This is a genomic window from Variovorax sp. GW458-11-26-14-LB1 (assembly GCF_059423965.1).
This window is the reverse complement of the sequence record NZ_JBWKYW010000011.1, coordinates 103697-124829: the sequence shown is the minus strand read 5'-3', so window position 1 is coordinate 124829 and position 21133 is coordinate 103697. Positions and strand designations below refer to the sequence as shown.

The window sequence follows — 21133 nt, the reverse complement described above, 5'->3', positions numbered from 1 at the left end:
AAAGGGCACCGAAGTGCCCTTTGTGGAATCGACGCGTGTGCGCGTTTTAGCGACCGAACGAACGACCGCCGCCGCCACCGCCGGAACGGTTGCCACCGCCGCCGCCGTAGCCACCGCCACCACCCGAGCGGCCACCGCCACCCGACCGGTTGCCGCCGTAGCCGCCACCGCCGCCCGGGCGACCGCCGCGACCGCGACCACCCATGTGGTCGACGCTTGTGCGCAACGGGTCCGGCTGGCCGGCGCCGCCGCCTGCGACGGCTTCGGCACGCAGGTGCGCGACCTGGTTGGCCTGCGTCGGGCTGTGGCTGTTGCCGTGATGGCGCGGCTGGCGCTCTTCGTGCGGTGCGTGGTGATGCGGCTGCTGCGGCGCGCGCGGCTGGCCTTGCTGCGGGCCGCGGCCCTGTGCGGGACGGGCTGCGCCCTGGCCGCGCGGGCCCTGGCCCTGGCCTTGGCCGCCACCGTTGGCATTGCGGCCTTGACCGCCGCCGCCTTGGCCGCCACCGCGGCGTTGACCGCCGCCATTGCCGCCGCCACCACCGCCGTTGCCGCCACCCTGGCCGGCCTTGTTCTCGCGGATGCGCGACATCATTTCGGTGCGGGCGGCCTTGGCGGCTGCCTGCATGACTTCGCGGCTCGGCGGACGGCCGGCGCCGCCCCAGATCGTCTGGCGACCCATGGCGATCGGCTCGGCGCGTTCGCCTTCTTCAGGACCGAAGCCCTCGACCTTCTGCACCGGGATCGTCTGCTTCGTGAAGCGTTCGATTTCCTGCATGAAGCCTTCTTCGTCCAGGCACACGAAGCTCACGGCCTCGCCGCTCGAACCGGCGCGGCCGGTGCGGCCGATGCGGTGCACGTAGTCTTCGCTGACGTTCGGGATCTCGTAGTTCACGACGTGCGGCAGCTCGTCGATGTCGATGCCGCGGGCGGCGATGTCGGTGGCCACCAGGGCGCGGATGTCACCGCTCTTGAAGCCGGCCAGCGCTTGGGTGCGCGCGCTCTGGCTCTTGTTGCCGTGCAGCGCCATCGCCTCGATGCCGTTCTTGGTGAGGAACTCGGCCACGCTGTTGGCGCCGAACTTGGTGCGCGTGAACACGAGCACCTGGCTCCACTTGTTCTCGTTGATGATGTGCGCGAGCAGCGCCTTCTTCTTGCCGCGGCCCACGGGGTGGATCACCTGCGTGATGCGCTGCACCGTGGTGTTGCGCGGCGTGACCTGGATGCTCTGCGGGTTCTTGAGCAGCGAGCCGGCGAGGTCGCGGATCTCGTCGCTGAAGGTGGCCGAGAACAGCAGGCTCTGCTTTTCCTTGGGCACCAGGGCCAGGATCTTCTTCACGTCGTGGATGAAGCCCATGTCCAGCATGCGGTCGGCTTCGTCCAGGATCAGCATCTGGACCTGGCTCAGGTCGAGCATGCCCTGCTGCTGCAGGTCGAGCAGGCGGCCGGGGGTGGCCACGAGGATGTCGACGCCCTTCTTGAGCTTGCTGATCTGCGGGTTCATGCCCACGCCGCCGAAGATCACGGTGGAGTCGAGTTGCAGGTACTTGCCGTAGGTGCGCACCGACTCTTCGACCTGGGCCGCGAGTTCGCGCGTGGGGGTCAGCACGAGGGCACGGATGCCGATGCCGCCGAACTTGTTGGTGGCGCTGCGGCTCATGGTGAGCTTGTGCAGCATCGGCAGGGTGAAGGCCGCGGTCTTGCCGGTGCCGGTCTGGGCGCCGCCCAGCAGGTCGTGGCCGTCGAGGACCACGGGAATGGCTTGCGCCTGGATGGGGGTGGGGGTGTCGTAGCCGTGCTCGTGCACAGCCTTCAAGATGGCGGGAGCCAGCTTCAGTTCGTCAAAATTCATTGTGGAAACAACAAGCGCCATACACGGCGCAGTGGCATCGGCCCGCCAAGCGTCGTTTTGGGGTGACGCCGAGCCAGTCAAGGCAGATGAAGGTCAGGGGTGGGAGCCGGAAGACCCGCGGTGATTTGGGGTTTTCTTCGTCCCCGGCAGAGAGCCGGTTTGCGGGCAACTGGACCCGGCAACGAGGACTATTGTCGCATGAGTCGATAATCATGGGTTCGCCGCGCCCGGATCACTGTCCGGACGACCGTGCTTTTACGCAAATCCCAAGCTACCCAAGGTAATCATTCACAGATGGCTCAATACGTCTATTCGATGAACCGCGTCAGCAAGACCGTGCCGCCCAAGCGGCAGCTCTTGAAGGACATTTCGCTCTCTTTCTTCCCCGGCGCCAAGATCGGCGTGCTCGGCCTGAACGGCTCGGGCAAGTCCACGCTGCTCAAGATCATGGCGGGTGTGGACAAGGAATTCGAGGGCGAGGCCCTGCCCATGCCGGGAATGACGATCGGCTACCTGGAGCAGGAACCCAAGCTCAACGCCGAGCACACGGTGCGCGAATCGGTCGAGGAGTCCATGGGCGCGGTGTTCGCGGCCAAGGCGCGCCTCGAAGAGGTGTACATCGCCTACGGTGCCGAAGACGCCGACTTCGACGCGCTGGCGGCCGAGCAGGCCCAGCTCGAAGCCATCATCGCCACCGCCGGCACCGATTCCGAGCACCAGCTCGAAATTGCCGCCGACGCGCTGCGCCTGCCGCCGTGGGACGCCAAGATCGGCCTGCTGTCGGGCGGTGAAAAGCGCCGCGTGGCGCTGTGCCGCCTGCTGCTGAGCAAGCCCGACATGCTGCTGCTCGACGAACCGACCAACCACCTGGACGCCGAATCGGTCGAGTGGCTCGAAGTGTTCCTGCAGCGTTTCACGGGCACCGTGGTGGCCATCACCCACGATCGCTACTTCCTGGACAACGCCGCCGAGTGGATCCTGGAAATGGACCGCGGCCGCGGCATTCCCTGGAAGGGCAACTACAGCACCTGGCTCGAGCAGAAGGGCGAACGCCTGGCGCAGGAGCAGAAGAGCGAAGAAGCCCACGCCAAGGCCCTGAAGAAGGAACTCGAATGGTCGCGCCAGAACCCGAAGGCACGCCAGGCCAAGAGCAAATCGCGCCTGGCCCGCTTCGAAGAGCTGAGCGACATGGAATACCAGAAGCGCAACGAAACGCAGGAAATCTTCATTCCTGTGGCGGAGCGACTGGGCCAGCAGGTGTTCGAGTTCCACGGCGTCAGCAAGTCCTTCGGCGACCGCATGCTGATCGACAACCTGAGCTTCACCGTGCCGCCGGGCGCCATCGTCGGCATCATCGGCCCGAACGGCGCCGGCAAGTCGACGCTGTTCAAGCTGCTCGCGGGCAAGGAAAAGCCGGACACGGGCGAGGTCGTCATCGGCCAGACCGTGAAGATGGCCTTCGTCGACCAGCACCGCGACGAGCTGGCGTCCGACAAGACCGTGTGGGAAGACATCTCGAACGGCCTGGACATCATCAACGTCGGCAAGTTCCAGATGGCCAGCCGCGCGTACGCGGGCCGCTTCAACTTCAACGGCGCCGACCAGCAGAAGAAGGTCGGCACGCTGTCGGGCGGTGAACGCGGCCGCCTGCACCTGGCCAAGACGCTGATCGCGGGCGGCAACGTGCTGCTGCTGGACGAACCGTCGAACGACCTGGACGTGGAAACCCTGCGCGCCCTGGAAGACGCCCTGCTCGAGTTCGCCGGCACCGTGATGGTCATCAGCCACGACCGCTGGTTCCTCGACCGCATCGCCACGCACATCCTCGCGGCCGAAGGCGACAGCCAGTGGACCTTCTTCGACGGCAACTACCAGGAGTACGAAGCCGACAAGAAGAAGCGCCTGGGCGAAGAAGGCGCCAAGCCGAAGCGCATGCGCTACAAGGCACTCAAGTAAGACAGGACGCAGGCGGCTTCGGCCGCTTCGACGACCAGAGCGCGCGGTTCCGCAAGGGGCCGCGCGCTTTGTCGTTCAGGGGGCGTCGTGGTCGATGAGGTCGGCGTCGAGCCAGCCGCGCAGGCTGTTCACGAAGGCGAGCGCTTCGACGCGCGGCAGGTCGGCCACGCGCACGACCGCTTCGGTCAGCTGCCCTTCGCGCAGCCGGCGCGCGCGGCCGATGCCGTCGAGCAGCCCGCAATGCAGTGGCGGCGTGACCCAGCGGCCGTCGAGCCGCAGCGCGATGTTGCCGCGCGTGCATTCGGTGATCTCGCCGTCGCGGTTCCACAGCAGGGTGTCGAACACGCCGGGCGCGGTCGGCGCAAAGGCCTCGTAGTGCGCACGGCGCGTGGTCTTGAAGCGCGAGAACTCGCTGTCGGCCTCGTCGAAAGCGCGCGCGGCCAGCTGCAGGCGCACGCGCGGTGGCGCAGCGTCCATGGCGAAGGCTTCGGCGCGCGGTTGTCCTTGCGCGTCGAGCAGCAGGCGCACGCGCCATGTGCCTGCGGCATGCGCTGCGCTCAGCCGGTCCAGGCAGGCCGTCACTTGTGCTTCATGCCACGGATAGCCGAAGTGCGCCGCCGCACGATGCATGCGGGCGAGGTGCGCGGGCGCATCGCGCAGTGCGCCATCAGTCAGCGCCAGGGTTTCGAGCAGTTCGAAGGACGTCATGGTTGCGAAGATACCGCCGCGCCGAGAAAGGCACGCTTGTGCCGCCACTCGTCCCACTCCGCATCCGCCTGCGCGTCGGCCGTGATGCCGCTGCCGATGCCGCAGCGTGCGGCGTTGCCGCGCAGCGTGACGGTGCGGATCGGCACGTTGAAGGTCGCGTGCCCGCCGGGCCGCACCACGCCCACGGCGCCGCAGTACACGCCGCGCGCGTCGGGCTCCAGCGCGCGGATCATGCGCATGGCGCTCACCTTCGGCGCGCCGGTGATGGAACCGCAGGGGAACAGCGCCGCGAACAGGTCGGCCAGCGTCGTGCCTTCGCGCAGCCGGGCCTCCACGTCGGAGGTCATCTGCCACACGGTGGGCAGCGCCTCGGTGTGGAAGAGGCGCGGCACGCGCACCGAGAAGGGCTGGGCCACGCGCGAGAGGTCGTTGCGGATCAGGTCCACGATCATCACGTTCTCGGCGCGCTCCTTGGGCACGGTGCGCAGCCGCACCGCATGGGCCTCGTCCTCGGCGGGCGTGGCGCCGCGCGGCGCGGTGCCCTTCATGGGGCGCACGAGGATGCGTTCGCCGTCGCGGTCGAAGAACAGCTCGGGCGACACCGACAGCACCTGCTCGTCGCCGGTGTCGATGAAGGCGCCGTAGCCGTTGGGTTGCGCCTGCCGCAGCGCGTGGAACCAGGCCTGCGCGTCGCCGTCGAAGGCCGCGCGCAGCGGCGCCGTGTAGTTGAGCTGGTACAGCACGCCGTCGGCGATGGCGCGATGGATCGCCTGCATGTTGCGGTCGAAGGCTTCGCGCGACAGGTCGGCCGTCCACGCGACGGGAGCGACAGTGGGCATCGGCACATCCGGCCATGGCCGCACCTCGTCATGCACGCCGAACCAGGCCAGCGGCCCGTCGGGCGCATGCACGTCGAACGCCGGGTCGAAGGCCGCGGCGGCCTCGTAGCGCAGGTGGCCGACGCACCAGCGGCCTTCGCGGGCCAGTGCCTCGACGGCTTCCAGCACGGGGCGCACCTCGTGCGGCGCATGGGCGACCAGCACGCGCACCGGCGCGCCGAAGGCGGCGCGCAGCCGGGTCGCCCCGTCGGTGCGCGGGTCGGCGAAATCGATCAGCGTGGACAGCAAGCGCGCGCCCGGACCCTTGTCAGTCGGCGGCACGGGCCGGCGGCGCAACCGGTGGTGCAGTCGCCACGCTCGCAGAGCCCGCGAGCGCCCGCTTGCGCACCGCGTAGATGTTGTTGCGCAGCGCATAGAGCTCGTCGGCGTACGACAGCGGCACGGCCACCTTGTTGACCACGCGGTCGAGGTCGTCGAGTTCTTCCAGCAGCTTGTCGCGCTCGGCCTGGCTCTGGCGTCCGTCCACCTTGGCCTCGATGTCGCGCAGCCGCGCGTACCAGCGGAACACGCGGCGGCGCACGCGGAACTGGTACAGCGGCGGGATCACGCGGCTCAGCGGCAGCATCAGCACCAGCACGCCGCCCAGCACCAGCCACATGCGCTCGACCAGGTTGCTGGCCCAGAACGGCAGGTAGCGCTGCCAGAAGGGCGGCGTGCCGTTGATCGCGCGGTCGCCCTCGGGGCTCACGGGCAGTTCGCTGGTACGGGTGTTGGGGAAGTCTCGCGCGCGATTGAACCAGCCGGCGTCGCTGTGCACGGTCTGCGCGGCCTGCGCGAACAGCTGGCGCAGGGCCGGGTGGGTCTCGTCGCGCGACAGCAGCGAGGTGGTGGCGGCCAGCAGCGACACGTCGTGCAGCGGCAGGTCTTTCGAGAGGTCGACCACGCCGCGCGGCAGCGACACGGCCGAGAGGAACGGAAAGCGCCGCGTGTAGGCCTCGGCCTGGCCGAAGTCCATGAGCTGGATGTCGCCGGCGCGCAGCAGGCGCTGCACCTGCGGCGACTGCGGCGCCGAGAACAGCACGATGGCATCGAGCAGCCCGGCCTGCAGCGCCTCGGCCGCGGCGGCCTGCTCGAGGTTCGACAGCAGCAGGTCGTCGGGCCCGAGCCGGTTGGCCTTGAGCAGCCGCTCCATGATCTCGGGCAGCCCGCTGCCCGGCAGGTCGACGTTCACGCGCAGGCCGCGCAGCTGCGTGAGCGATGTCAGCGTGCCGGTCTTGCGATCGATCTTCTGCGCGGTGTCGGTGCGGTAGAACAGCCAGATCGGCTCGAAGAACAGCGCGCCCAGTGAGCGCAGGCCGGCCTCTTCGTCGGCCACCGGGTCGGCGCTGCCGCCGCGCACGAAGGCCACGTCGGCGCCGCCGGTGCGCAGCAGCTGCAGGTTCTCGGTCGAGCCCGAGGTGGCCTTGAGCTCGACGGTGATGCCGCTGTGCTTCAGGGCGTCGGCGTAGCGCTTGCCGAACTGCGCATAGGCGCTGCCCGTGGGGCCGGTGGCCAGCGTCACGTGCTTGGGCGGCTGCGGCTGCAACCACCAGTAGGCGGCAATCAGCAGGCCGATGACGATGAACACGATCGGGCCGGCCGAGGCGATCAGGTCGCGGATCGACAGCAGGATCAGCTTCAGGGTGCGGGGAAACGCCATGGGGTGCCTCGTCGTGCGGTGCGCGCGTCAGCCGCGCGGTGCGGCCAGGTCGGCGGCGCAGGGAATGTGCAGCTCGCCCACGGTCATCGCGCGTGCGGCGCGCACCGCGCGCACGGTGGCGATGGCAGTGGCTTCGGCGGCCATGGTGCTCAGCACGGTCATGCCGGGCGCATCGCCTTCGAGCGGCACGCGGCCGGTGGCCAGCGCGAACAGCGTGTCGCCGTCGCTCATGGTGTGCACCGGGTTGATGGCGCGCGCCAGGCCGTCGTGCGCCACCATGGCGAGCCGGTTGGCCTGCACCTTGGTCAGCACCGCGTCGGTGGCGATCACGCCGATGGTGGTGTTGGTGCCCGCCAGCAGCGGCTTGGGCAGGTCGCCGCGCAGCAGCGCGCGGCGCGTGTCGAGCAGGGTGCTGCCGTCCTCGGTGCGCGCGCCGGCCACGGGCAGGGCGGTGTCCGGGTCGATCACGTCGCCCAGCGAATTGACCGCGATGAGTGCGCCCACGGTCACGCCGCCGACGGTGACCGAGGCGGTGCCGATGCCGCCCTTCATCGCGCGGTGCACGCCGAAGAGCTTGCCCACCAGCGCACCGGTGCCCGCGCCCACGTTGCCTTCGGCGGGCGCGTCGGTCGAGGCGGCTTCGCAGGCGGCGTAGCCCGCGGCCGCGTCGGGGCGGATGCGCGCGTCGCCCATGGGCAGGTCGAACAGCACGGCTGCCGGCACGATGGGCAGGGTGCCGAAGCGCACGTCCATGCCGACGCCGCGCTCTTCGAGCCAGCGCATCGCGCCCTCGGCGGCGGCCAAGCCCCAGGCGCTGCCGCCCGCGAGCATGACGGCATGCACTTCCTGCACGAGGTTGCCGGGCGAGAGCAGGTCGGTCTCGCGCGTGCCGGGCGCGGCGCCGCGCACATCGACACCGGCCACGGCGCCGTCGCGCGCAATGATCACGGTGCAGCCGGTGGGGCGGCGGGTGTCGGAGAAATGGCCGACTTCGATGCCGGCGACGTCGGTGATGGCACCGGCGCGAGAAGAGGGGGAAGAAGACGCAGCGGACATGGCGGCCGATTATGGGACCGCGACCTTTACGATCCCCACAATGACAGTTGCAAGAAGTTTCTCCCCCGAGAGCGGCCGCCGCCACGTGGTGGTGATCGGCGCGGGCGCGGTGGGCTGCGCCACCGCCATCGAGGCCCTGCGCGCGGGCCTGCGCGTGACGCTGGTGGAACCCGGCGAGCCGGGTGGCCCGCAGGCCACGAGCTACGGCAACGCCGGCTGGCTGTCGTCGCACTCCGTGGTGCCGCCTGCGCTGCCGGGGGCCTGGCGCAAGGTGCCGGGCTGGCTGGCCGACCCGCTCGGGCCGCTGGCGTTGCGCTGGCGCCACCTGCCGCGCGCGCTGCCGTGGCTGTTGCGCTACTTGGCCTCGGGCTGGACCGAGGCGCGCGTGCAGCGCACCGCCGACGCATTGCGCACGCTGCTGGCCGATGCGCCCGCGCTGCATGCGCAACTGGCCGCCGAGGCCGGCGTGCCGCAGCTCATCGAACGGCGCGGGCTGCTGCATGCCTACCGTTCGCGCGCCGAGTTCGACGGCGACGCGCTGGGATGGCGCGTGCGCCGGCGCGCCGGTGTCCAGTGGGAAGAATGGCCGGCGGACGAACTGCGCCGCCGCGAGCCCGATCTGGCCGCGCGCTACACGCTCGGCATCTTCGTGCCCGAAGCCGGCCACTGCCGCAATCCGGGCGCCTACGTGGCGGCCCTCGCCCAACATGCGCTCGACGCGGGCGCCGAACGCGTCGCCGCGCGGGCCACCGGCTTTCGCATCGAGGGCGGCCGGCTGCGCGCCGTGCGCACGGAGGCCGGCGAGATCGCCTGCGATGGTGCTGCCATCTGCGCCGGCGCGCGCTCGGGCCCGCTGGCCGCGGCGGCAGGCTCGGCGGTGCCGCTGGAGTCCGAGCGCGGCTACCACGTGGTGCTCGAAGGCGCCACGGCCGGCCCGCGAACGCCGACCATGGTGGCCGACGGCAAACTCATCGCGCACTGGATGGACGGCGGCCTGCGCGCGGCGGGCCAGGTGGAGATCGCGGGCCTCGAAGCGGCGCCCGACTGGCGCCGCGCCGAGATCCTGCACGCGCATCTGCAGTCGATGTTTCCGTCGCTGGCACCGCCCGCGCCCGGTGCGCCTTCGGTGGCGCACTGGCTCGGTCACCGCCCGAGCCTGCCCGACGGCCTGCCGTGCATCGGCCCGTCGGCGGCCAGCGCCGACATCGTGCTGGCCTTCGGGCATGGCCACGTCGGCCTGTGCGGCTCGGCGCGAACCGGGCGGCTGGCGGCGCAACTGCTGGCGGGCGTTGCGCCGGAGATACCGCTGGCGCCCTTCGATCCGGGGCGCTTCAGGTCCTGAGGTTCACACCTTCTCAGTTCGCCGGCGTGATCGACAGCACGGTGAGTGCGCCGTCGACCTTGTCGACGGTGAACTTCACCTTGTCGCCGGCCTTCACCTTGGCGAGCAGCGCCGGGTCGCTCACGCGGAACACCATGGTCATGCCGGTCATCTCGAGGTTCGGGATGTCGCCGTGGCGCAGGGTGATCTTCTTGGCGTCGGTGTCGATCTTGCGGACTTCGCCGTCGACCTGGGGCAGTGCGGCCTGCGCGAACGCCGCGGCGGCGAGCACGAGGGTGGAGAGGGCGGTGAGGACTTTTTTCATGGTCGGGGTTCCTTCCTTGTTTGGATGGGATGAAGGGTGAAGAAGGGGTCAGCGGTAGCTCTGGAAGACGCGCGTGCTGCCGTCGGCCAGCACCAGCAGCACGTCGTAGGCGTCGCGCTGGTCGCCGTAGGCCGGGCCGTCCATGCCGGGCGAGCCGATGGGCATGCCGGGCACGGCCAGGCCGACGGCCTTGGGTTTTTCCTTCAGCAGGCGCTGCATCTCGCGCGCCGGCACGTGGCCTTCGATGGCGTAGCCGCCGACGCGGCCGGTGTGGCACGAACCCAGCTTGGCCGGAATGCCGAGCCGCTCGCGCGCCGGGCCGTTGCCCTCGTCGTGCACGCGCGTGGCAAAGCCGTTCTTGTTGAGGTGCTTGACCCAGTCCTGGCAGCAGCCGCAGTTCGGGTCTTTCCAGATCTCGACCATCGGCGCGGCGGCCTGCGCGGCGAGCGGCAGGGACGCGGTGGCGGCGGCGAGTTTCAGGAGGGTTCGTCGTTGCATGGTGGGTTTCCTTTCAGTGGGTCATCGTGTGGGCGCGGCCGTGGCGAGCACGCGCACGCGGCCGGCCATGCCGAGTTCGTAGTGGTCCTTCACGAGGCAGGCGAAGTCGAAGTCGCCGGCGCGGTTGAAGGTCCAGATCAGTTCGCCGGTCTTGCCCGGCTGCACATGCGCCATCCAGGGCTCGTCGTGCTCCATGCCGGGGTGCTTCTTCATCATGGCGGCATGGTCCTCGATGACGGCGGTGGTGCCAAGCACGAGCTCGTGCAGGTCCTTGCCGCGGTTCTTCAGCCGCAGGCGGATGGTGTCGCCTTCACGCACTTCGAGGACCGAGGGCGTGAAGGTCATGTCGTCGGCCATCGCGATGTCGATGGTGCGCTTCACGGCGCTGGCCTTGCCGGCGATGCCCCAGGCTTTCTGCTCGGGCGCGAGCGATGCGGCGGCGGCCTTGCCGGCTTCGGGTGCGTGGTTTTCGTGGGCCGTGGCGAAGGTGGTGGCGGCCGCCAGTGCGACGCCGGCGACGAGGGGGGAGAAACGGGTGTTCATGAATGGAATCTCAAAAAAGTTGGATCGATGCGATCAGTGGTTGTGGGCCCCATGGCCCGAGGGCTTGCGCACGGTGGCGCTGCCGCTGTCGGGGCTCGCGGGTGCGGTGCCCGTCTTGCGCGGCGCCACCGGCGCGCCGCTGGCCGACACCTCGCGTGCGACCGTGCCGGCCGGGTGCTTGAACCAGCCCGGGTCGCGGTAGTCGCCCGGCTTCTGGTCGCGCCGCACCTTCAGCAGCGTGAACATGCCGCCCATTTCGGCCGAGCCGAAGGGGCCGGTGCCGGTCATCATGGGCACGGTGTTCTCGGGAATGGGCATTTCCATCTCGCCCATGTCGGCCATGCCCTTGTCGCCCATCACCATGTAGTCGGGCACGAGCTTCTTGATCTTCTCGGCCACGCCCTTGTGGTCCACGCCGATCATGGTCGGCACGTCGTGGCCCATCGGGCCCATGGTGTGGTGCGCCTTGTGGCAGTGCAGCGCCCAGTCGCCTTCCTCGTCGGCGATGAACTCCATCTGCCGCATCTGGCCCACCGCCACGTCCACCGACACCTCGGGCCAGCGCGCGGTGCGTGGCACGGGGCCGCCGTCGGTGCCCGTGACCTCGAACTCGTGGCCGTGGATGTGGATCGGGTGGTTGGTCATCGTGAGGTTGCCCGCACGGATGCGCACGCGGTCGCCTTTGCGCACGTTGAGCGTGTCGATGGCCGGGAACACGCGGCTGTTGAAGCTCCAGATGTTGAAGTCGGTCATGGTGTTGACCTTGGGCGTGGCGCTGCCGGGCTCCACGTCGAAGCTGCCGAGCAGGAAGCAGAAGTCGCGGTCGACCTTCTCGATCAGCGGATGCTCCACCTTCGGGTGCGTGACCCAGAAGCCCATCATCCCCATTGCCATCTGCACCATCTCGTCGGCGTGCGGGTGGTACATGAAGGTGCCGGGGCGGCGCGCCGTGAACTCGTAGACGAAGGTCTTGCCCGGCGGAATGTGCGGCTGCGTGATGCCGCCCACGCCGTCCATGCCGTTGGGCAGGCGCTGGCCGTGCCAGTGCACGGTGGTGTGCTCGGGCAGCTTGTTGGTGACGTAGATGCGCACCTTGTCACCTTCGACCACCTCGATGGTCGGGCCCGGCGACTGGCCGTTGTAGCCCCACATGTTGACCTTGAAGCCGGGCGCCATCTCGCGCACGACGGGTTCGGCGACGAGGTGGAATTCCTTGACGCCGGCGTTCATGCGCCAGGGCAGCGTCCAGCCGTTGAGCGTGACGACGGGGTTGTAGGGCCGGCCGTTGGGCGGCATGAGCGGCGGCGCGGTGGCGGTCGAGGCCTGTGTCACCGGCTCGGGCAGCGCGGCCATGCTCACGCGGCTCACGGTGGTGGCGGCCACGGCCGTGGCGGCGCCCGCAAAAAAGTTGCGACGGTTCATGTCAGTGGCCTCCCGCCGCAGGTTCGTTGGTGGCCGCGGTCTGCAGGGCCGTCATGCCGCCGGGCGAGCTGCCCGTGAGCACCAGTTGAAGGTCGGTGTCGGCCAGCCAGAAGTCGCGCTGGGCCTCCATGCCGGCGTTCACGGCGAGCATGCTCGCGCGCGTTTCGCCGAGCAGTTCCCACACGCTGGCGAGCATGCCGTTGTAGCGCAGCACCATCTCCTCGTTGACCTGCTTGCGCAGCGGCAGCACCTCGTCGCGGTAGCGGCGCGCCAGGGCGTAGGCGGTGTTCCAGCCCTGCCAGGCTTCGCGCGCCTCGCTGGCGGCGAGCACGCCCACGTCGCGCACGCGCGCGGCCGACTGCAGGTACTGCGCCTCGGCGCGGCCGCTGCGGGCCTGGCCCCAGTCGAAGATCGGAATCGGCAGCTCGAGCTCGAAGCCGCGCGTGGTCGATTTCGAGCGATCGGCATCGTTCTCGAAGGTGGTGTTGCGCACCACGCCCAGTTCCATCGCATTGATCATGCGGGTGGCGTGCGTGAGGCCGAGCGAGCCGGCCACGGCCGTGTTCTGCGCCTGCGCCGAGCGCACGTCGAGCCGGTCGCGCAGCGCCAGGGCCTGCACGTCGCCGAGTTCGGGCGCGGCTTTCGGCAGCGGCGGCAGGCGGTCGGGCAGGGTGTAGGCGGTGCGCGCGCCGCTCAGGCCCAGCAGGCGCGTGAGCTGTTCGCGGCTGGCGACGGCCGCCTGTTCGGCGCGTGCGAGCTGCGCGGACGCGTCGGCCAGCAGCAACTGTTCGCGCGTGCGCTGCAGCGCGCTCCAGTTGCCGACCTGGGCCATGCGGTGCGCCAGTTCGGCGCCGGCCTCGGTGGCGTCCTTCGCGTCGCGCAGGTAGCTCACGCTCTGTTGCGCGGCCACCGCGCGCACCCAGGCGCGGCGAGTGTCGGCGGCCAGCAGCAGCACGCTTTGCGCGGCCTGCAGCTTGGCGGCTTCGTGCCGCTGGCCGGCCCAGCGCGCCTGCCACGGCAGCGTGAGCAGGCCCACCACGTTGAAAGTCAGCATGCGTTCGAACTCGCGCTCGCTGCCCTGCGCCAGGCGGCTGAAGGACAGCACCGGGTTCGGCAGGCTCGCGGCCTGCACGCGGTCGGCGTCGCTCAGTTGCAGCGTGGCAAAGGCCTCCTGCACGCGCGGGCTGTTGACGAGCGCGATGCGCACGGCGGCTTCGGCGTCCAGCGGCTTGGCCAGCAGCGCGTCGACGCTTTGCTGCGAGGCGTCGTCCGGCTTGCGCTGGGCCGCGGCGCCCGCCATGAGCGGGTTGCCGTCGACCAGCGCCTGCACGTCGCCGGCGCCGCCGTCGGGCGACAGGCTGGCGCAGCCGGCGAGTACCAACGCAGCGGTCAGCGCGGTGGCGGTTCTGAGGAATGAAAAGTGACTTTTTCGCCCGAGGGGCGGGCTATCTGTTCGATAGCGGGGGATGCCGGCATACGGCCGGCGAGCAAGGGAATTCACGAGCGATCTCCATGGGCAATACGGCGAACGCTGCGAGCCGGCAAAGGCTCACTGCGGACGGACTACGGGCAGGAAGATCAGGAAATGGGCGGCTTGAAGCCCAGGACGGGCTCGGCGCTGGCAAAGCGGGCCGCGTGCGCGGCCGGCGGCGCCTGGGGCGCCGCATGCGGGGTGTCGACCAGCGGAATGCCGCCGAGCGCCACCGTGTGGCAGACCTGGCAGGCGACACAGGTGCCGCAGTTCGCGTGGTCGGTGCCGTGGGACTGCTGCGAATCGCTGCTGTTGTCGTGCATGGCCGCCATGTCGTGGCCGGTGTCGGCCTCCATGGTGGCGTCATGGCAGTGCGATTCGGCGATGCCGGTGGCCGCGGCCACCACCGCCTCGGCGGCGGGCAGCGAATGCCGCACCATCTCGAGCGCCATGGCGTCGCCGAGCCAGCCGCGGATGGGCAGCAGGGCGATCATGAGGGCGAGCAGCAGGGTGCGCATGGTTGGGCGCGATGATAAGCCGGGGCGGGGCGTCAGCGCCTCAAGACACCAGTTGGCCGCGGGCCTTGTCGACCCACACCTGCAGGTTGTCGAGCAGGTCTTTCTGGCTGAAGGAGCAGCTTTCCTCGCTGAAGAGCGCGCTCGATTCGAGGCGGTCCAGCAGGTTCAGCAGCACCTCGCCGTAGCGCGGCGGCAGGGCGCCGAGCAGCTCGGTGCTGGCGCGCGCGGCCGTGGAGAGCGTGGCGACCGAGCCGGCGCCGCCTTGCAGCGCGGCGATGCCCGAGGCGATGGTGTCGAGTTGCGTCACGGTGCTCATGAGGCGGCCTTCGCTGGTGGTGGCAGTGCCAGTCCGCGTTCGCGCATCAGGTCGCGCAGCACGTCGGGGTAGTCGGTGATCAGGCCATCGGCGCCCGCGTCCATGAGCCGCACCATGTCGGCGCGCTGGTTCACGGTCCAGGGCACGACCTTCATGCCGAGCTTCTGCGCTTCGCGGATCGCGGGGGCGCCCAGGTCGGCGTGCGCCGGCGACCAGATCAGCGGCCCGGTCGATGCACCTGCCGCGGCCTTCACCAGCTGCGGCACCGAGGCGAAGCCGGCGGCGTCAAGGCCGGCGGTCCAGCGGCTGTCCTTCAGCGTGCGGGGCGTGGTGAGGTAGGCGCGCGACAGCTGCGGCGCGAGCTGGCCGACCAGCGCGAGCGTGCGCCAGTCGAAGCTCTGGATGGTCACGCGGTCGGCCATCTTCGCCTTGTCGATCTCGGCCAGCAGCGCGCGCACCATGGGCTCGGGCGCGGCGGTCTCGTCGGGCTTCGTGGGGTCGATCTTGGTCTCGATGTTGAAGTGCACCCGTGCGGCATCGGCGCCGCGCGCCTGCACCTGCGCGAACAGCGAGGCCAGCGTGGGAATGCGTTCGCCGTCGCGCGGCTGCTGCAGCGCGAACTGCTTGCCGTAGTTGCTCTCGGGGTTGAGACGGCCCACGTCGTAGGTCTGCAGCTGCGCCAGCGTGAGCGAGCGCACGGACGGGGCGGGCTTGGCCGTGAGCCAGGCGCCGCGCGCGTCGCGCGTGTGGTCGGCGTTGAGTGCCGTGTCGTGCGACACCACCACCACGCCGTCGGCCGTGAGCCCGATGTCGAGTTCGAGCGTGGTCACGCCCAGATTCATCGCGTTGGAGAACGCGGCCAGCGTGTTCTCGGGCGCCAGGCCGCGTCCGCCGCGGTGGGCCTGCAGGTCGAAATGCTGTTTCGCCTTCGGGGCGATGGCGGCGCAGCCGGCGCCGACGAGCGCAGCGGCGATCAGGATAAGAAGGACGGCACGTTGTTTCATTTGAGTTGCACTTTGATGCCGTTGTCTTGCACCGTGATGTCGCCGACCTCGTAGGTCTTGCGCCCGACGGTGAGTTCGTCGGCCGTGAAGCTGCGCAGGATCTGGCCCTGCAGCAGTTCCTGCGCGACCACCGCGCCGACCTTCTGCAGGCGCTCGGCGTCGCGGCCTTCCACGCCCTGCAGCTCGAGCCGCTCGGCCTTGGGCTGATCCAGCCGCAGCGCGCGTGCCGCCGCGTCGTAGCGCAGCGCGCTGCTCACCGACACCACGCCCTGCACCGGCGAGGCCGCCAGCAGCGGGCTGGCGATGGTCAGCGTGGCCGTGATGGCCGCGCGGTTGGCGCGCCCGTCCAGGCCCAGCTGCGGGTCGCGCAGCCCGACCATGAAGATCTCGGCATAGCGCTCGGCCACCGGAAAGCGCTTGGCGATCTGCGACTGCAGCTCCTCGCGCGTGGCGGTGTATTCGTTGGTGAAGAAGTTGAAGCCGGCCAGCGCCGCGAACGGCGCGGGCAGGGCGGCGGCGCCCAGCAGCGCGCGCAGCACCCGACGGCGGAAATGAGAGGGCGGGATTCGGTCGGTCATGGAGCTTGCGAGCTTGCCACAGGCGACGATGTTCCCGCCAGCGCCGAAGGGGCGCGTCGGCGTGTCGGACGGTCAGCCGTTCACGCGCAGTTCGTAGCGCGCAAACGTCCCGCCGCGCAGGTCGATGCAGCTGTGCAGTGCGAAGCCGAAGCCTTCGTACAGCGTGCGCAGCGCGGCGCGGTCGGCCACGCAGTCCAGCCGCAGCCAGGGGCGCCCGAGCGCGCGGGCGTGGTCGCGGGCATGGCCCAGCAGCGCGCGCGACACGCCCCGGCCCGCCCAGGCGCGGCGCACGGCCAGCTTGTGCACGAACAGCGCGCTGCCGGGCGCGATCTCGGGCCAGAACGACGGGTCTTCCAGATCGAGGCGCATCACGCCGGCCCAGTCGCCGTTCTCCTTGGCCACCACGTAGCGGCCGGCGTCGGTGTCGCGCTGGATGCGTTCGATGCCGGTGTCGGCGGCGCTCCAGAGCGGGCGTCCACCCTCGGCGAGCCATTGCGCGGCTTCGGTCAACACGGCCGCGACGGCGGGCGCTTCGGTGGAAAGGGCGGGTTCGATGTGCATCGGCGCGCAGCTTACCGGCACCGGTGTCAGGTGTGCCGGATCACGCGGAACCCTTCCTCGGCCGTGGGCGGCACGAAGTGACGGGTGATCAGGTCGAACTGCGCGTCGGAGGTCTCGAAGGGGTGCTCGCCCGACGCGTTGCGCGCCCGCAGCCGCGCCTTGCAGACCTCGTCCGGCACGTCGAGAAAGTGCAGCTGGTGCGCCGCGCCGGCCTGCTCGAAGAGGCCGCGCGCCCAGGCCCGGTTGCTCACGGTGTTGGCCGGAAAGTCGAGCACCACCGACACGCCGGCGCCCAGCAGCGCGCAGACGTGGTCGCCCATCGCCTGCTTGAGCCGGCCGGCGGCGCGCACGTAGTCGGGCAGCGCGTGGATTTCGCCGGGGTAGAGCGCGGCGAGCCAGGTGTCCTCGCTGATGCACACGGTGGCGGGCGCCTGCGCCAGGCGCCGGGTCAGCGTGGACTTTCCGGCGCCGATCTTGCCGCAGACCATGTGCAGCACGGGCGGGGGAGATGTGGGGGGTGTCGATGTCATTCGGTCTCCTGCGGGTGGGGGGAACAGACCTCGGGAGACGGACAAGAAAAACCCGCCTCCTGGGGCGGGTTGCATGGCGTGGTTTCGAACCGTGCGCTAGCTCACCCGCTCTCGCGAGAGCGGGCGAATGATCGATGCGGTGCGAAGGCGGGCCATGAGGGCGAGGTTAACCCGGCCCGGGGCGCGCGGGAAAGCGCCGGCGATCACGCGTTGCCGATGGCGCGCCATTGACCGGGCGGCGAGGGGCGAACCAGGAACCACGGTTCGAAATGCGCAAGAAATACCTGTGGGGCGATTTGGGCTCATTTGTTAATCGGATTCGATATTTTTGTTATCTATGTAATTATTTGTGTTTATTCCGTTTTTTATATTCTTCTTCGATGTAATAAGTTCGAACTAATTTGAATTTCTTATTGCGGTCTGGCAAAAAATACGTGCTAAAGAAGCGAGCCGGTTTTTTCGAAGCCGCCAGGCCACGGAAATCGCAGGGCCGCGAGGCTCCGGGCCCCCACTTCTGGAGCAGCTCATGGACGAATTCCTGATCGCCGTCGACGCCGAAGACCGGCCGCTGCACGCGGTCGAAAAGATGAGTGCCCACCGCGAGGGCATCCTGCACCGGGCGTTCTCGATCTTCCTGTTCGACACGCAAGGCCGGGTGCTGCTGCAGCAGCGCGCGCTGGGCAAGTACCACTCGCCCGGCCTGTGGAGCAACAGCTGCTGCGGGCATCCGCGCCCCGGCGAGGACACCGGCGCGGCCGCCGTGCGGCGGCTGCACGAAGAGCTGGGCCTGCGGTGCGCGCTGCAGCCGGTGACAGCCTTTCTCTACCGGGAGGCGGTGTCCGCGGAGCTGGTCGAGCACGAGTACGACCACGTGTTCGTGGGCATCGCGCACGACCTGCCGCAACCCGACCCCGGCGAGGTGCGCGAGTGGCGATGGCTGGCCTTGCCCGACCTGCACCGCGAGCTGGCGCGGGCCCCGGCGCACTTCACCATCTGGCTGCACCGCATCGCCGAGCGCTTCGGGCCGGAAGGCCTGGGGGCCTGGCGGGAGCGCGCGTTGACGGCGCATTGACGGCGCATTGACGCGCGGCCCCGGTCAGGCCCGCAAGGCCCACCGATTCCCGTGGCTTTCGATCAAATTGCACCTACCACCAAAGTTCTATATCAGAAAATTTCTCTTTAACAGGAACTGCAATTGCACTAAATTCTCAATTCACTCCCGGCGATGCCTTACAAGCCTGGGAGTCGGTTAATTCAAGGATTTGATGAGAAGGAATCACCTCTGTTGAATTGGATTGGAACCGTGGTTTGCGTCCGTGGTCATGGGAATTCACGCAATTAGAATTCCCCGTTGCGTGGCCTTCTCGCCATTCGATGCGATTGAATTGCTTTGAAAGAAGGCAGACATGAAGCAGAAGAGCGAACAGGCCGCGGTGTACCCCTGCACGTCCACGACAGCCCCCGGCTGAAAGGGGGCTGCGGTGTTGCGCATCACCTTCCGGCAACTGGAGGCCTTTCACTGGGCCGCGACATTGGGCTCCGTCAACGCGGCGGCCCGCCACCTCTTTGTCAGCCAACCGGCCATCACGGCCCGCGTGAGGGAGCTCGAAGGCATCCTCGGGCACGCGCTGTTCGCGCGCAGCCAGCAGGGCGTGCAGCTGACCGCGGCCGGCGACGAACTCTTCCAGCAGGTGCAGCAGCTGCTGAAGGCGGGCGAAGAGGTCGAGCGGCGCGGCGGGCGGCTGGTGCCGCCGCTGGCCGCGGGGCTGCGGCTGGGCATCGACGAATCGCAGCACCTGTAGCGGCGGCCGCTGCTGCCGCCGCCACGCGCGCGGTCAGTCGTGCAGCGACGACAGGAACTGCTTCAGCTCCGGCGTCTGCGGCGCGCCGAACAGCTCCGCCGGCGGGCCCATCTCGTGCACGCGCCCCTGGTGCATGAAGATCACGCGGTCGCTGACCTTGCGCGCAAAGCTCATCTCGTGCGTGACCATCAACAGCGTCATGCCTTCGTCGGCCAGCGACTCCACCACGCGCAGCACCTCGCCCACCAGCTCGGGGTCGAGCGCCGAGGTGATCTCGTCGCACAGCAGCACGGCCGGCTCCATCGCGAGCGCGCGGGCGATGGCCACGCGCTGCTGCTGGCCGCCAGACAGTTGCTCGGGCATCGCATCGAACTTCTCGGCCAGGCCCACGCGCTCGAGCAGCTTGCGCGCCTGCGAAGCGGCTTCCATCGACGAACGCTTCTTCACCAGCGTGGGCGCCAGCATCACGTTCTTGCCGACCGTGAGGTGCGGGAACAGGTTGAAGCCCTGGAAGATCATGCCCACGCGCTGGCGCAGCGTGCGCATGGCCATCGCGCTCTCGTGCAGGAGCGGCTTGCCGTCGACAGTGAGCGCACCTTCCTGGAACACCTCGAGCCCGTTGATGCAGCGCAGGAGCGTGCTCTTGCCCGAGCCGCTCTTGCCGATGATGGCGATCACCTCGCCGCGCTTCACGTCCAGGTCGATGCCCTTGAGCACCTCGTTCGTGCCGTAGGACTTGCGCAGCGCCGTGATGCGCACGATGGGCGCGGCGAACGGTGCGGCTTCGGGTTGTGTTTGGGGTTCAAGCACGGCGGCCATGGGTCTTCCTCTCGAGGGTCTTGGCGTACAGGCTCACGGGGAAGCACAGCACGAAGTAAAGCAGGGCGACGCAGCTGAACACCACGAAGGGCTGGAAGGTGGCGTTCGAAATCATGCTGCCGGCCTTGGTGAGTTCGACAAAGCCGATCACCGACGCCAGCGCCGTGCCCTTGATCACCTGCACCAGGAAACCGACCGTCGGCGCGATGGCGATCTTCACGGCCTGCGGCAGGATCACGTGGCGCATCTGCTCGCCGAAGCTCAGCGCCAGGCTGCCAGAGGCCTCCCACTGGCCCTTGGGGATCGAGGCCACGCAGCCGCGCCAGATCTCGGTGAGAAAGGCGCTGGTGTACAGCGTGAGCGCCACGCTCGCGGCGGTCCACGCCGACACGTCGATGCCGAACAGCGCGATGCCGAAGTAGGCGAGAAACAGCTGCATCAGCAGCGGCGTGCCCTGGAACAGCTGCACGTACAGGCCTACGGCCCGCTGCGCCGCCTTGCCGCCGCGCAGCCGCGCGAACAGCAGCAGCGCGCCCACGAGCCCGCCGCCGACGAAGGCGATGAGCGAGAGCACGACGGTCCAGCGCAGCGCCATCAGCAGGTTGCGCAGGATGTCCCACAGAGAAAAATCGACCATGGTGCAAGGGCCTCGCGTTCAGCGGCCGAAGAAGAAGCGCGGCCCCGCCCACTGGAGCAGGCGGCGCAGCGCCACGGCCAGCGCCAGGTAGATGAGCGTGGCGACGATGAAGGACTCGAAGGCGCGGAAGTTGCGGCTCTGGATCAGGTTGGCCGCATAGCTCAGCTCTTCGGTCGAGATCTGCCCGCACACCGCCGAGCCCAGCATCACGATGACGATCTGGCTCACCATCGCGGGCCACACCTTCTTGAGCGCCGGCGGCAGCACCACGCGCAGGAACACCTGCGCCTTGCTGAGCGCCAGGCTCACGGCGGCCTCGATCTGCCCCTTGGGCGTGGCCTCGATGCCGGCGCGGATGATCTCGGTGGAATACGCGCCCAGGTTCATCACCATCGCGATCACCGACGCCACCTCGGGCGAGAGCTTCACGCCCGCGGCCGGCAGGCCGAAGAAGATGAAGAACAGCTGCACGATGAAGGGCGTGTTGCGGATCAGCTCTACGTACGCGCCCACGAGCGCGCGCAGCCACGCCGGCCCGCCCGAACGGGCCCACGCGCACAGCGTGCCCACGGCCAGGCCGAGCACGGTGCCCACGGCCGTGAGGCCCAGCGTCCACGCCACGCCGCGCAGCAGCAGCGGCCACTCGGCGAGCACGGCGCCAAAGTCGAATTCAATGCCCAT

General features: G+C 69.4%; 21 protein-coding genes and 1 pseudogene. 4 read left to right on the top strand and 18 right to left on the bottom strand.

Annotation, left to right across the window (positions count from 1 at the left end; all coding sequences use genetic code 11):
• Positions 1-46 precede the first annotated feature (46 nt).
• Positions 47-1849 (bottom strand): DEAD/DEAH box helicase, encoded by a 1803-nt coding sequence (locus tag AC07YS_RS10620; RefSeq protein ID WP_390342414.1) that lies wholly within the window; start codon positions 1847-1849, stop codon positions 47-49.
• Positions 1850-2143: 294 nt separating this feature from the next.
• Here AC07YS_RS10620 and ettA point away from each other — a divergent pair, with 294 nt between their 5' ends.
• Positions 2144-3805: an energy-dependent translational throttle protein EttA gene (gene ettA / locus AC07YS_RS10615; RefSeq protein ID WP_062475998.1), complete on the top strand. Its 1662-nt coding sequence runs from the start codon at positions 2144-2146 to the stop codon at positions 3803-3805.
• Between the two features lie 75 nt (positions 3806-3880).
• Here ettA and pabB read toward each other — a convergent pair.
• The 3 genes and pseudogenes from pabB to AC07YS_RS10600 all read right to left on the bottom strand — a co-directional run bounded on the left by pabB (position 3881) and on the right by AC07YS_RS10600 (position 8107).
• A pseudogene (gene pabB / locus AC07YS_RS10610) lies at positions 3881-5637 on the bottom strand (aminodeoxychorismate synthase component I).
• Between the two features lie 22 nt (positions 5638-5659).
• Positions 5660-7051 (bottom strand): TAXI family TRAP transporter solute-binding subunit, encoded by a 1392-nt coding sequence (locus AC07YS_RS10605; protein WP_495268396.1) that lies wholly within the window; start codon positions 7049-7051, stop codon positions 5660-5662.
• 27 nt (positions 7052-7078) lie between these two features.
• A complete protein-coding gene (locus AC07YS_RS10600) occupies positions 7079-8107 on the bottom strand; it encodes a P1 family peptidase (RefSeq protein ID WP_495268395.1) in 1029 nt (342 codons plus the stop codon).
• Here AC07YS_RS10600 and AC07YS_RS10595 point away from each other — a divergent pair.
• On the top strand, positions 8106-9449 hold the full coding sequence (locus AC07YS_RS10595) for an NAD(P)/FAD-dependent oxidoreductase (protein WP_495268394.1): 1344 nt from the start codon (positions 8106-8108) through the stop codon (positions 9447-9449). The genes AC07YS_RS10600 and AC07YS_RS10595 overlap by 2 nt on opposite strands.
• A 13-nt stretch (positions 9450-9462) precedes the next feature.
• Here the strand turns inward: AC07YS_RS10595 and AC07YS_RS10590 are convergent, their stop codons facing one another.
• The 11 genes from AC07YS_RS10590 to AC07YS_RS10540 form a co-directional block, all read right to left on the bottom strand.
• Positions 9463-9753 carry a copper-binding protein gene (locus tag AC07YS_RS10590; RefSeq protein ID WP_095948999.1) on the bottom strand — a complete coding sequence of 97 codons (291 nt, stop codon included), beginning with the start codon at positions 9751-9753 and terminating at the stop codon, positions 9463-9465.
• Positions 9754-9801: 48 nt separating this feature from the next.
• A complete protein-coding gene (locus AC07YS_RS10585; protein ID WP_153282826.1) occupies positions 9802-10251 on the bottom strand; it encodes a DUF411 domain-containing protein in 450 nt (149 codons plus the stop codon).
• 21 nt (positions 10252-10272) lie between these two features.
• Complete coding sequence (locus AC07YS_RS10580) at positions 10273-10794, bottom strand: cupredoxin domain-containing protein (protein ID WP_495268393.1); 522 nt, start codon at positions 10792-10794, stop codon at positions 10273-10275.
• Between the two features lie 33 nt (positions 10795-10827).
• On the bottom strand, positions 10828-12216 hold the full coding sequence (locus AC07YS_RS10575; protein ID WP_495268392.1) for a multicopper oxidase family protein: 1389 nt from the start codon (positions 12214-12216) through the stop codon (positions 10828-10830).
• Between the two features lies 1 nt (position 12217).
• A complete protein-coding gene (locus tag AC07YS_RS10570; RefSeq protein ID WP_495268391.1) occupies positions 12218-13597 on the bottom strand; it encodes a TolC family protein in 1380 nt (459 codons plus the stop codon).
• Between the two features lie 197 nt (positions 13598-13794).
• Positions 13795-14205 carry a hypothetical protein gene (locus AC07YS_RS10565; protein WP_495268390.1) on the bottom strand — a complete coding sequence of 137 codons (411 nt, stop codon included), beginning with the start codon at positions 14203-14205 and terminating at the stop codon, positions 13795-13797.
• A 40-nt stretch (positions 14206-14245) separates the two neighbouring features.
• The gene (locus AC07YS_RS10560; protein ID WP_492696473.1) at positions 14246-14521 is read right to left on the bottom strand and encodes a hypothetical protein; all 276 of its coding nucleotides are present in this window, start codon (positions 14519-14521) and stop codon (positions 14246-14248) included.
• Entirely contained in the window at positions 14518-15525 is a 1008-nt protein-coding gene (locus AC07YS_RS10555; RefSeq protein WP_495268389.1) for a glycerophosphodiester phosphodiesterase, read from the bottom strand. Before AC07YS_RS10555 ends, AC07YS_RS10560 begins: the two co-directional genes overlap by 4 nt.
• Positions 15522-16103, bottom strand: coding sequence for a YceB family lipoprotein (locus AC07YS_RS10550; protein WP_062475964.1), 582 nt, complete (start codon positions 16101-16103; stop codon positions 15522-15524). The genes AC07YS_RS10555 and AC07YS_RS10550 overlap by 4 nt, the downstream gene beginning before the upstream one ends.
• Before the next feature lie 72 nt (positions 16104-16175).
• The gene (locus tag AC07YS_RS10545) at positions 16176-16664 is read right to left on the bottom strand and encodes a GNAT family N-acetyltransferase (RefSeq protein ID WP_495268388.1); all 489 of its coding nucleotides are present in this window, start codon (positions 16662-16664) and stop codon (positions 16176-16178) included.
• A 26-nt stretch (positions 16665-16690) separates the two neighbouring features.
• Complete coding sequence (locus AC07YS_RS10540; protein ID WP_495268387.1) at positions 16691-17194, bottom strand: P-loop nucleotide/nucleoside kinase family protein; 504 nt, start codon at positions 17192-17194, stop codon at positions 16691-16693.
• 526 nt (positions 17195-17720) lie between these two features.
• Here AC07YS_RS10540 and idi point away from each other — a divergent pair.
• Together idi and AC07YS_RS10530 are read left to right on the top strand one after the other, a co-directional pair.
• The gene (gene idi / locus AC07YS_RS10535) at positions 17721-18266 is read left to right on the top strand and encodes an isopentenyl-diphosphate Delta-isomerase (RefSeq protein WP_495268386.1); all 546 of its coding nucleotides are present in this window, start codon (positions 17721-17723) and stop codon (positions 18264-18266) included.
• Positions 18267-18675: 409 nt separating this feature from the next.
• Positions 18676-18996 carry a LysR family transcriptional regulator gene (locus tag AC07YS_RS10530; RefSeq protein ID WP_159275929.1) on the top strand — a complete coding sequence of 107 codons (321 nt, stop codon included), beginning with the start codon at positions 18676-18678 and terminating at the stop codon, positions 18994-18996.
• Positions 18997-19029: 33 nt separating this feature from the next.
• Here the strand turns inward: AC07YS_RS10530 and AC07YS_RS10525 are convergent, their stop codons facing one another.
• From AC07YS_RS10525 to AC07YS_RS10515, 3 genes are read right to left on the bottom strand one after another with little or no spacing between them, the layout of a single operon-like run.
• Positions 19030-19815, bottom strand: a complete 786-nt coding sequence (locus tag AC07YS_RS10525; RefSeq protein WP_495268385.1) for an amino acid ABC transporter ATP-binding protein — start codon at positions 19813-19815, stop codon at positions 19030-19032.
• The gene (locus tag AC07YS_RS10520) at positions 19799-20452 is read right to left on the bottom strand and encodes an amino acid ABC transporter permease (RefSeq protein WP_354343738.1); all 654 of its coding nucleotides are present in this window, start codon (positions 20450-20452) and stop codon (positions 19799-19801) included. Before AC07YS_RS10520 ends, AC07YS_RS10525 begins: the two co-directional genes overlap by 17 nt.
• An 18-nt stretch (positions 20453-20470) precedes the next feature.
• A complete protein-coding gene (locus tag AC07YS_RS10515) occupies positions 20471-21133 on the bottom strand; it encodes an amino acid ABC transporter permease (protein WP_062475944.1) in 663 nt (220 codons plus the stop codon).

Coding starts and splice junctions, on each gene's coding strand:
- AC07YS_RS10525 (WP_495268385.1), bottom strand. CDS start 19,815: ATGGCCGCCGTGCTTGAACCCCAAACACAACCCGAAGCCGCACCGTTC.
- AC07YS_RS10585 (WP_153282826.1), bottom strand. CDS start 10,251: ATGCAACGACGAACCCTCCTGAAACTCGCCGCCGCCACCGCGTCCCTG.
- AC07YS_RS10575 (WP_495268392.1), bottom strand. CDS start 12,216: ATGAACCGTCGCAACTTTTTTGCGGGCGCCGCCACGGCCGTGGCCGCC.
- AC07YS_RS10515 (WP_062475944.1), bottom strand. CDS start 21,133: ATGGGCATTGAATTCGACTTTGGCGCCGTGCTCGCCGAGTGGCCGCTG.
- AC07YS_RS10595 (WP_495268394.1), top strand. CDS start 8,106: ATGGCGGCCGATTATGGGACCGCGACCTTTACGATCCCCACAATGACA.
- AC07YS_RS10545 (WP_495268388.1), bottom strand. CDS start 16,664: ATGCACATCGAACCCGCCCTTTCCACCGAAGCGCCCGCCGTCGCGGCC.
- AC07YS_RS10605 (WP_495268396.1), bottom strand. CDS start 7,051: ATGGCGTTTCCCCGCACCCTGAAGCTGATCCTGCTGTCGATCCGCGAC.
- AC07YS_RS10600 (WP_495268395.1), bottom strand. CDS start 8,107: ATGTCCGCTGCGTCTTCTTCCCCCTCTTCTCGCGCCGGTGCCATCACC.
- AC07YS_RS10620 (WP_390342414.1), bottom strand. CDS start 1,849: ATGAATTTTGACGAACTGAAGCTGGCTCCCGCCATCTTGAAGGCTGTG.
- AC07YS_RS10520 (WP_354343738.1), bottom strand. CDS start 20,452: ATGGTCGATTTTTCTCTGTGGGACATCCTGCGCAACCTGCTGATGGCG.
- AC07YS_RS10550 (WP_062475964.1), bottom strand. CDS start 16,103: ATGACCGACCGAATCCCGCCCTCTCATTTCCGCCGTCGGGTGCTGCGC.
- ettA (WP_062475998.1), top strand. CDS start 2,144: ATGGCTCAATACGTCTATTCGATGAACCGCGTCAGCAAGACCGTGCCG.
- AC07YS_RS10580 (WP_495268393.1), bottom strand. CDS start 10,794: ATGAACACCCGTTTCTCCCCCCTCGTCGCCGGCGTCGCACTGGCGGCC.
- AC07YS_RS10565 (WP_495268390.1), bottom strand. CDS start 14,205: ATGCGCACCCTGCTGCTCGCCCTCATGATCGCCCTGCTGCCCATCCGC.
- AC07YS_RS10540 (WP_495268387.1), bottom strand. CDS start 17,194: ATGACATCGACACCCCCCACATCTCCCCCGCCCGTGCTGCACATGGTC.
- idi (WP_495268386.1), top strand. CDS start 17,721: ATGGACGAATTCCTGATCGCCGTCGACGCCGAAGACCGGCCGCTGCAC.
- AC07YS_RS10590 (WP_095948999.1), bottom strand. CDS start 9,753: ATGAAAAAAGTCCTCACCGCCCTCTCCACCCTCGTGCTCGCCGCCGCG.
- AC07YS_RS10555 (WP_495268389.1), bottom strand. CDS start 15,525: ATGAAACAACGTGCCGTCCTTCTTATCCTGATCGCCGCTGCGCTCGTC.
- AC07YS_RS10560 (WP_492696473.1), bottom strand. CDS start 14,521: ATGAGCACCGTGACGCAACTCGACACCATCGCCTCGGGCATCGCCGCG.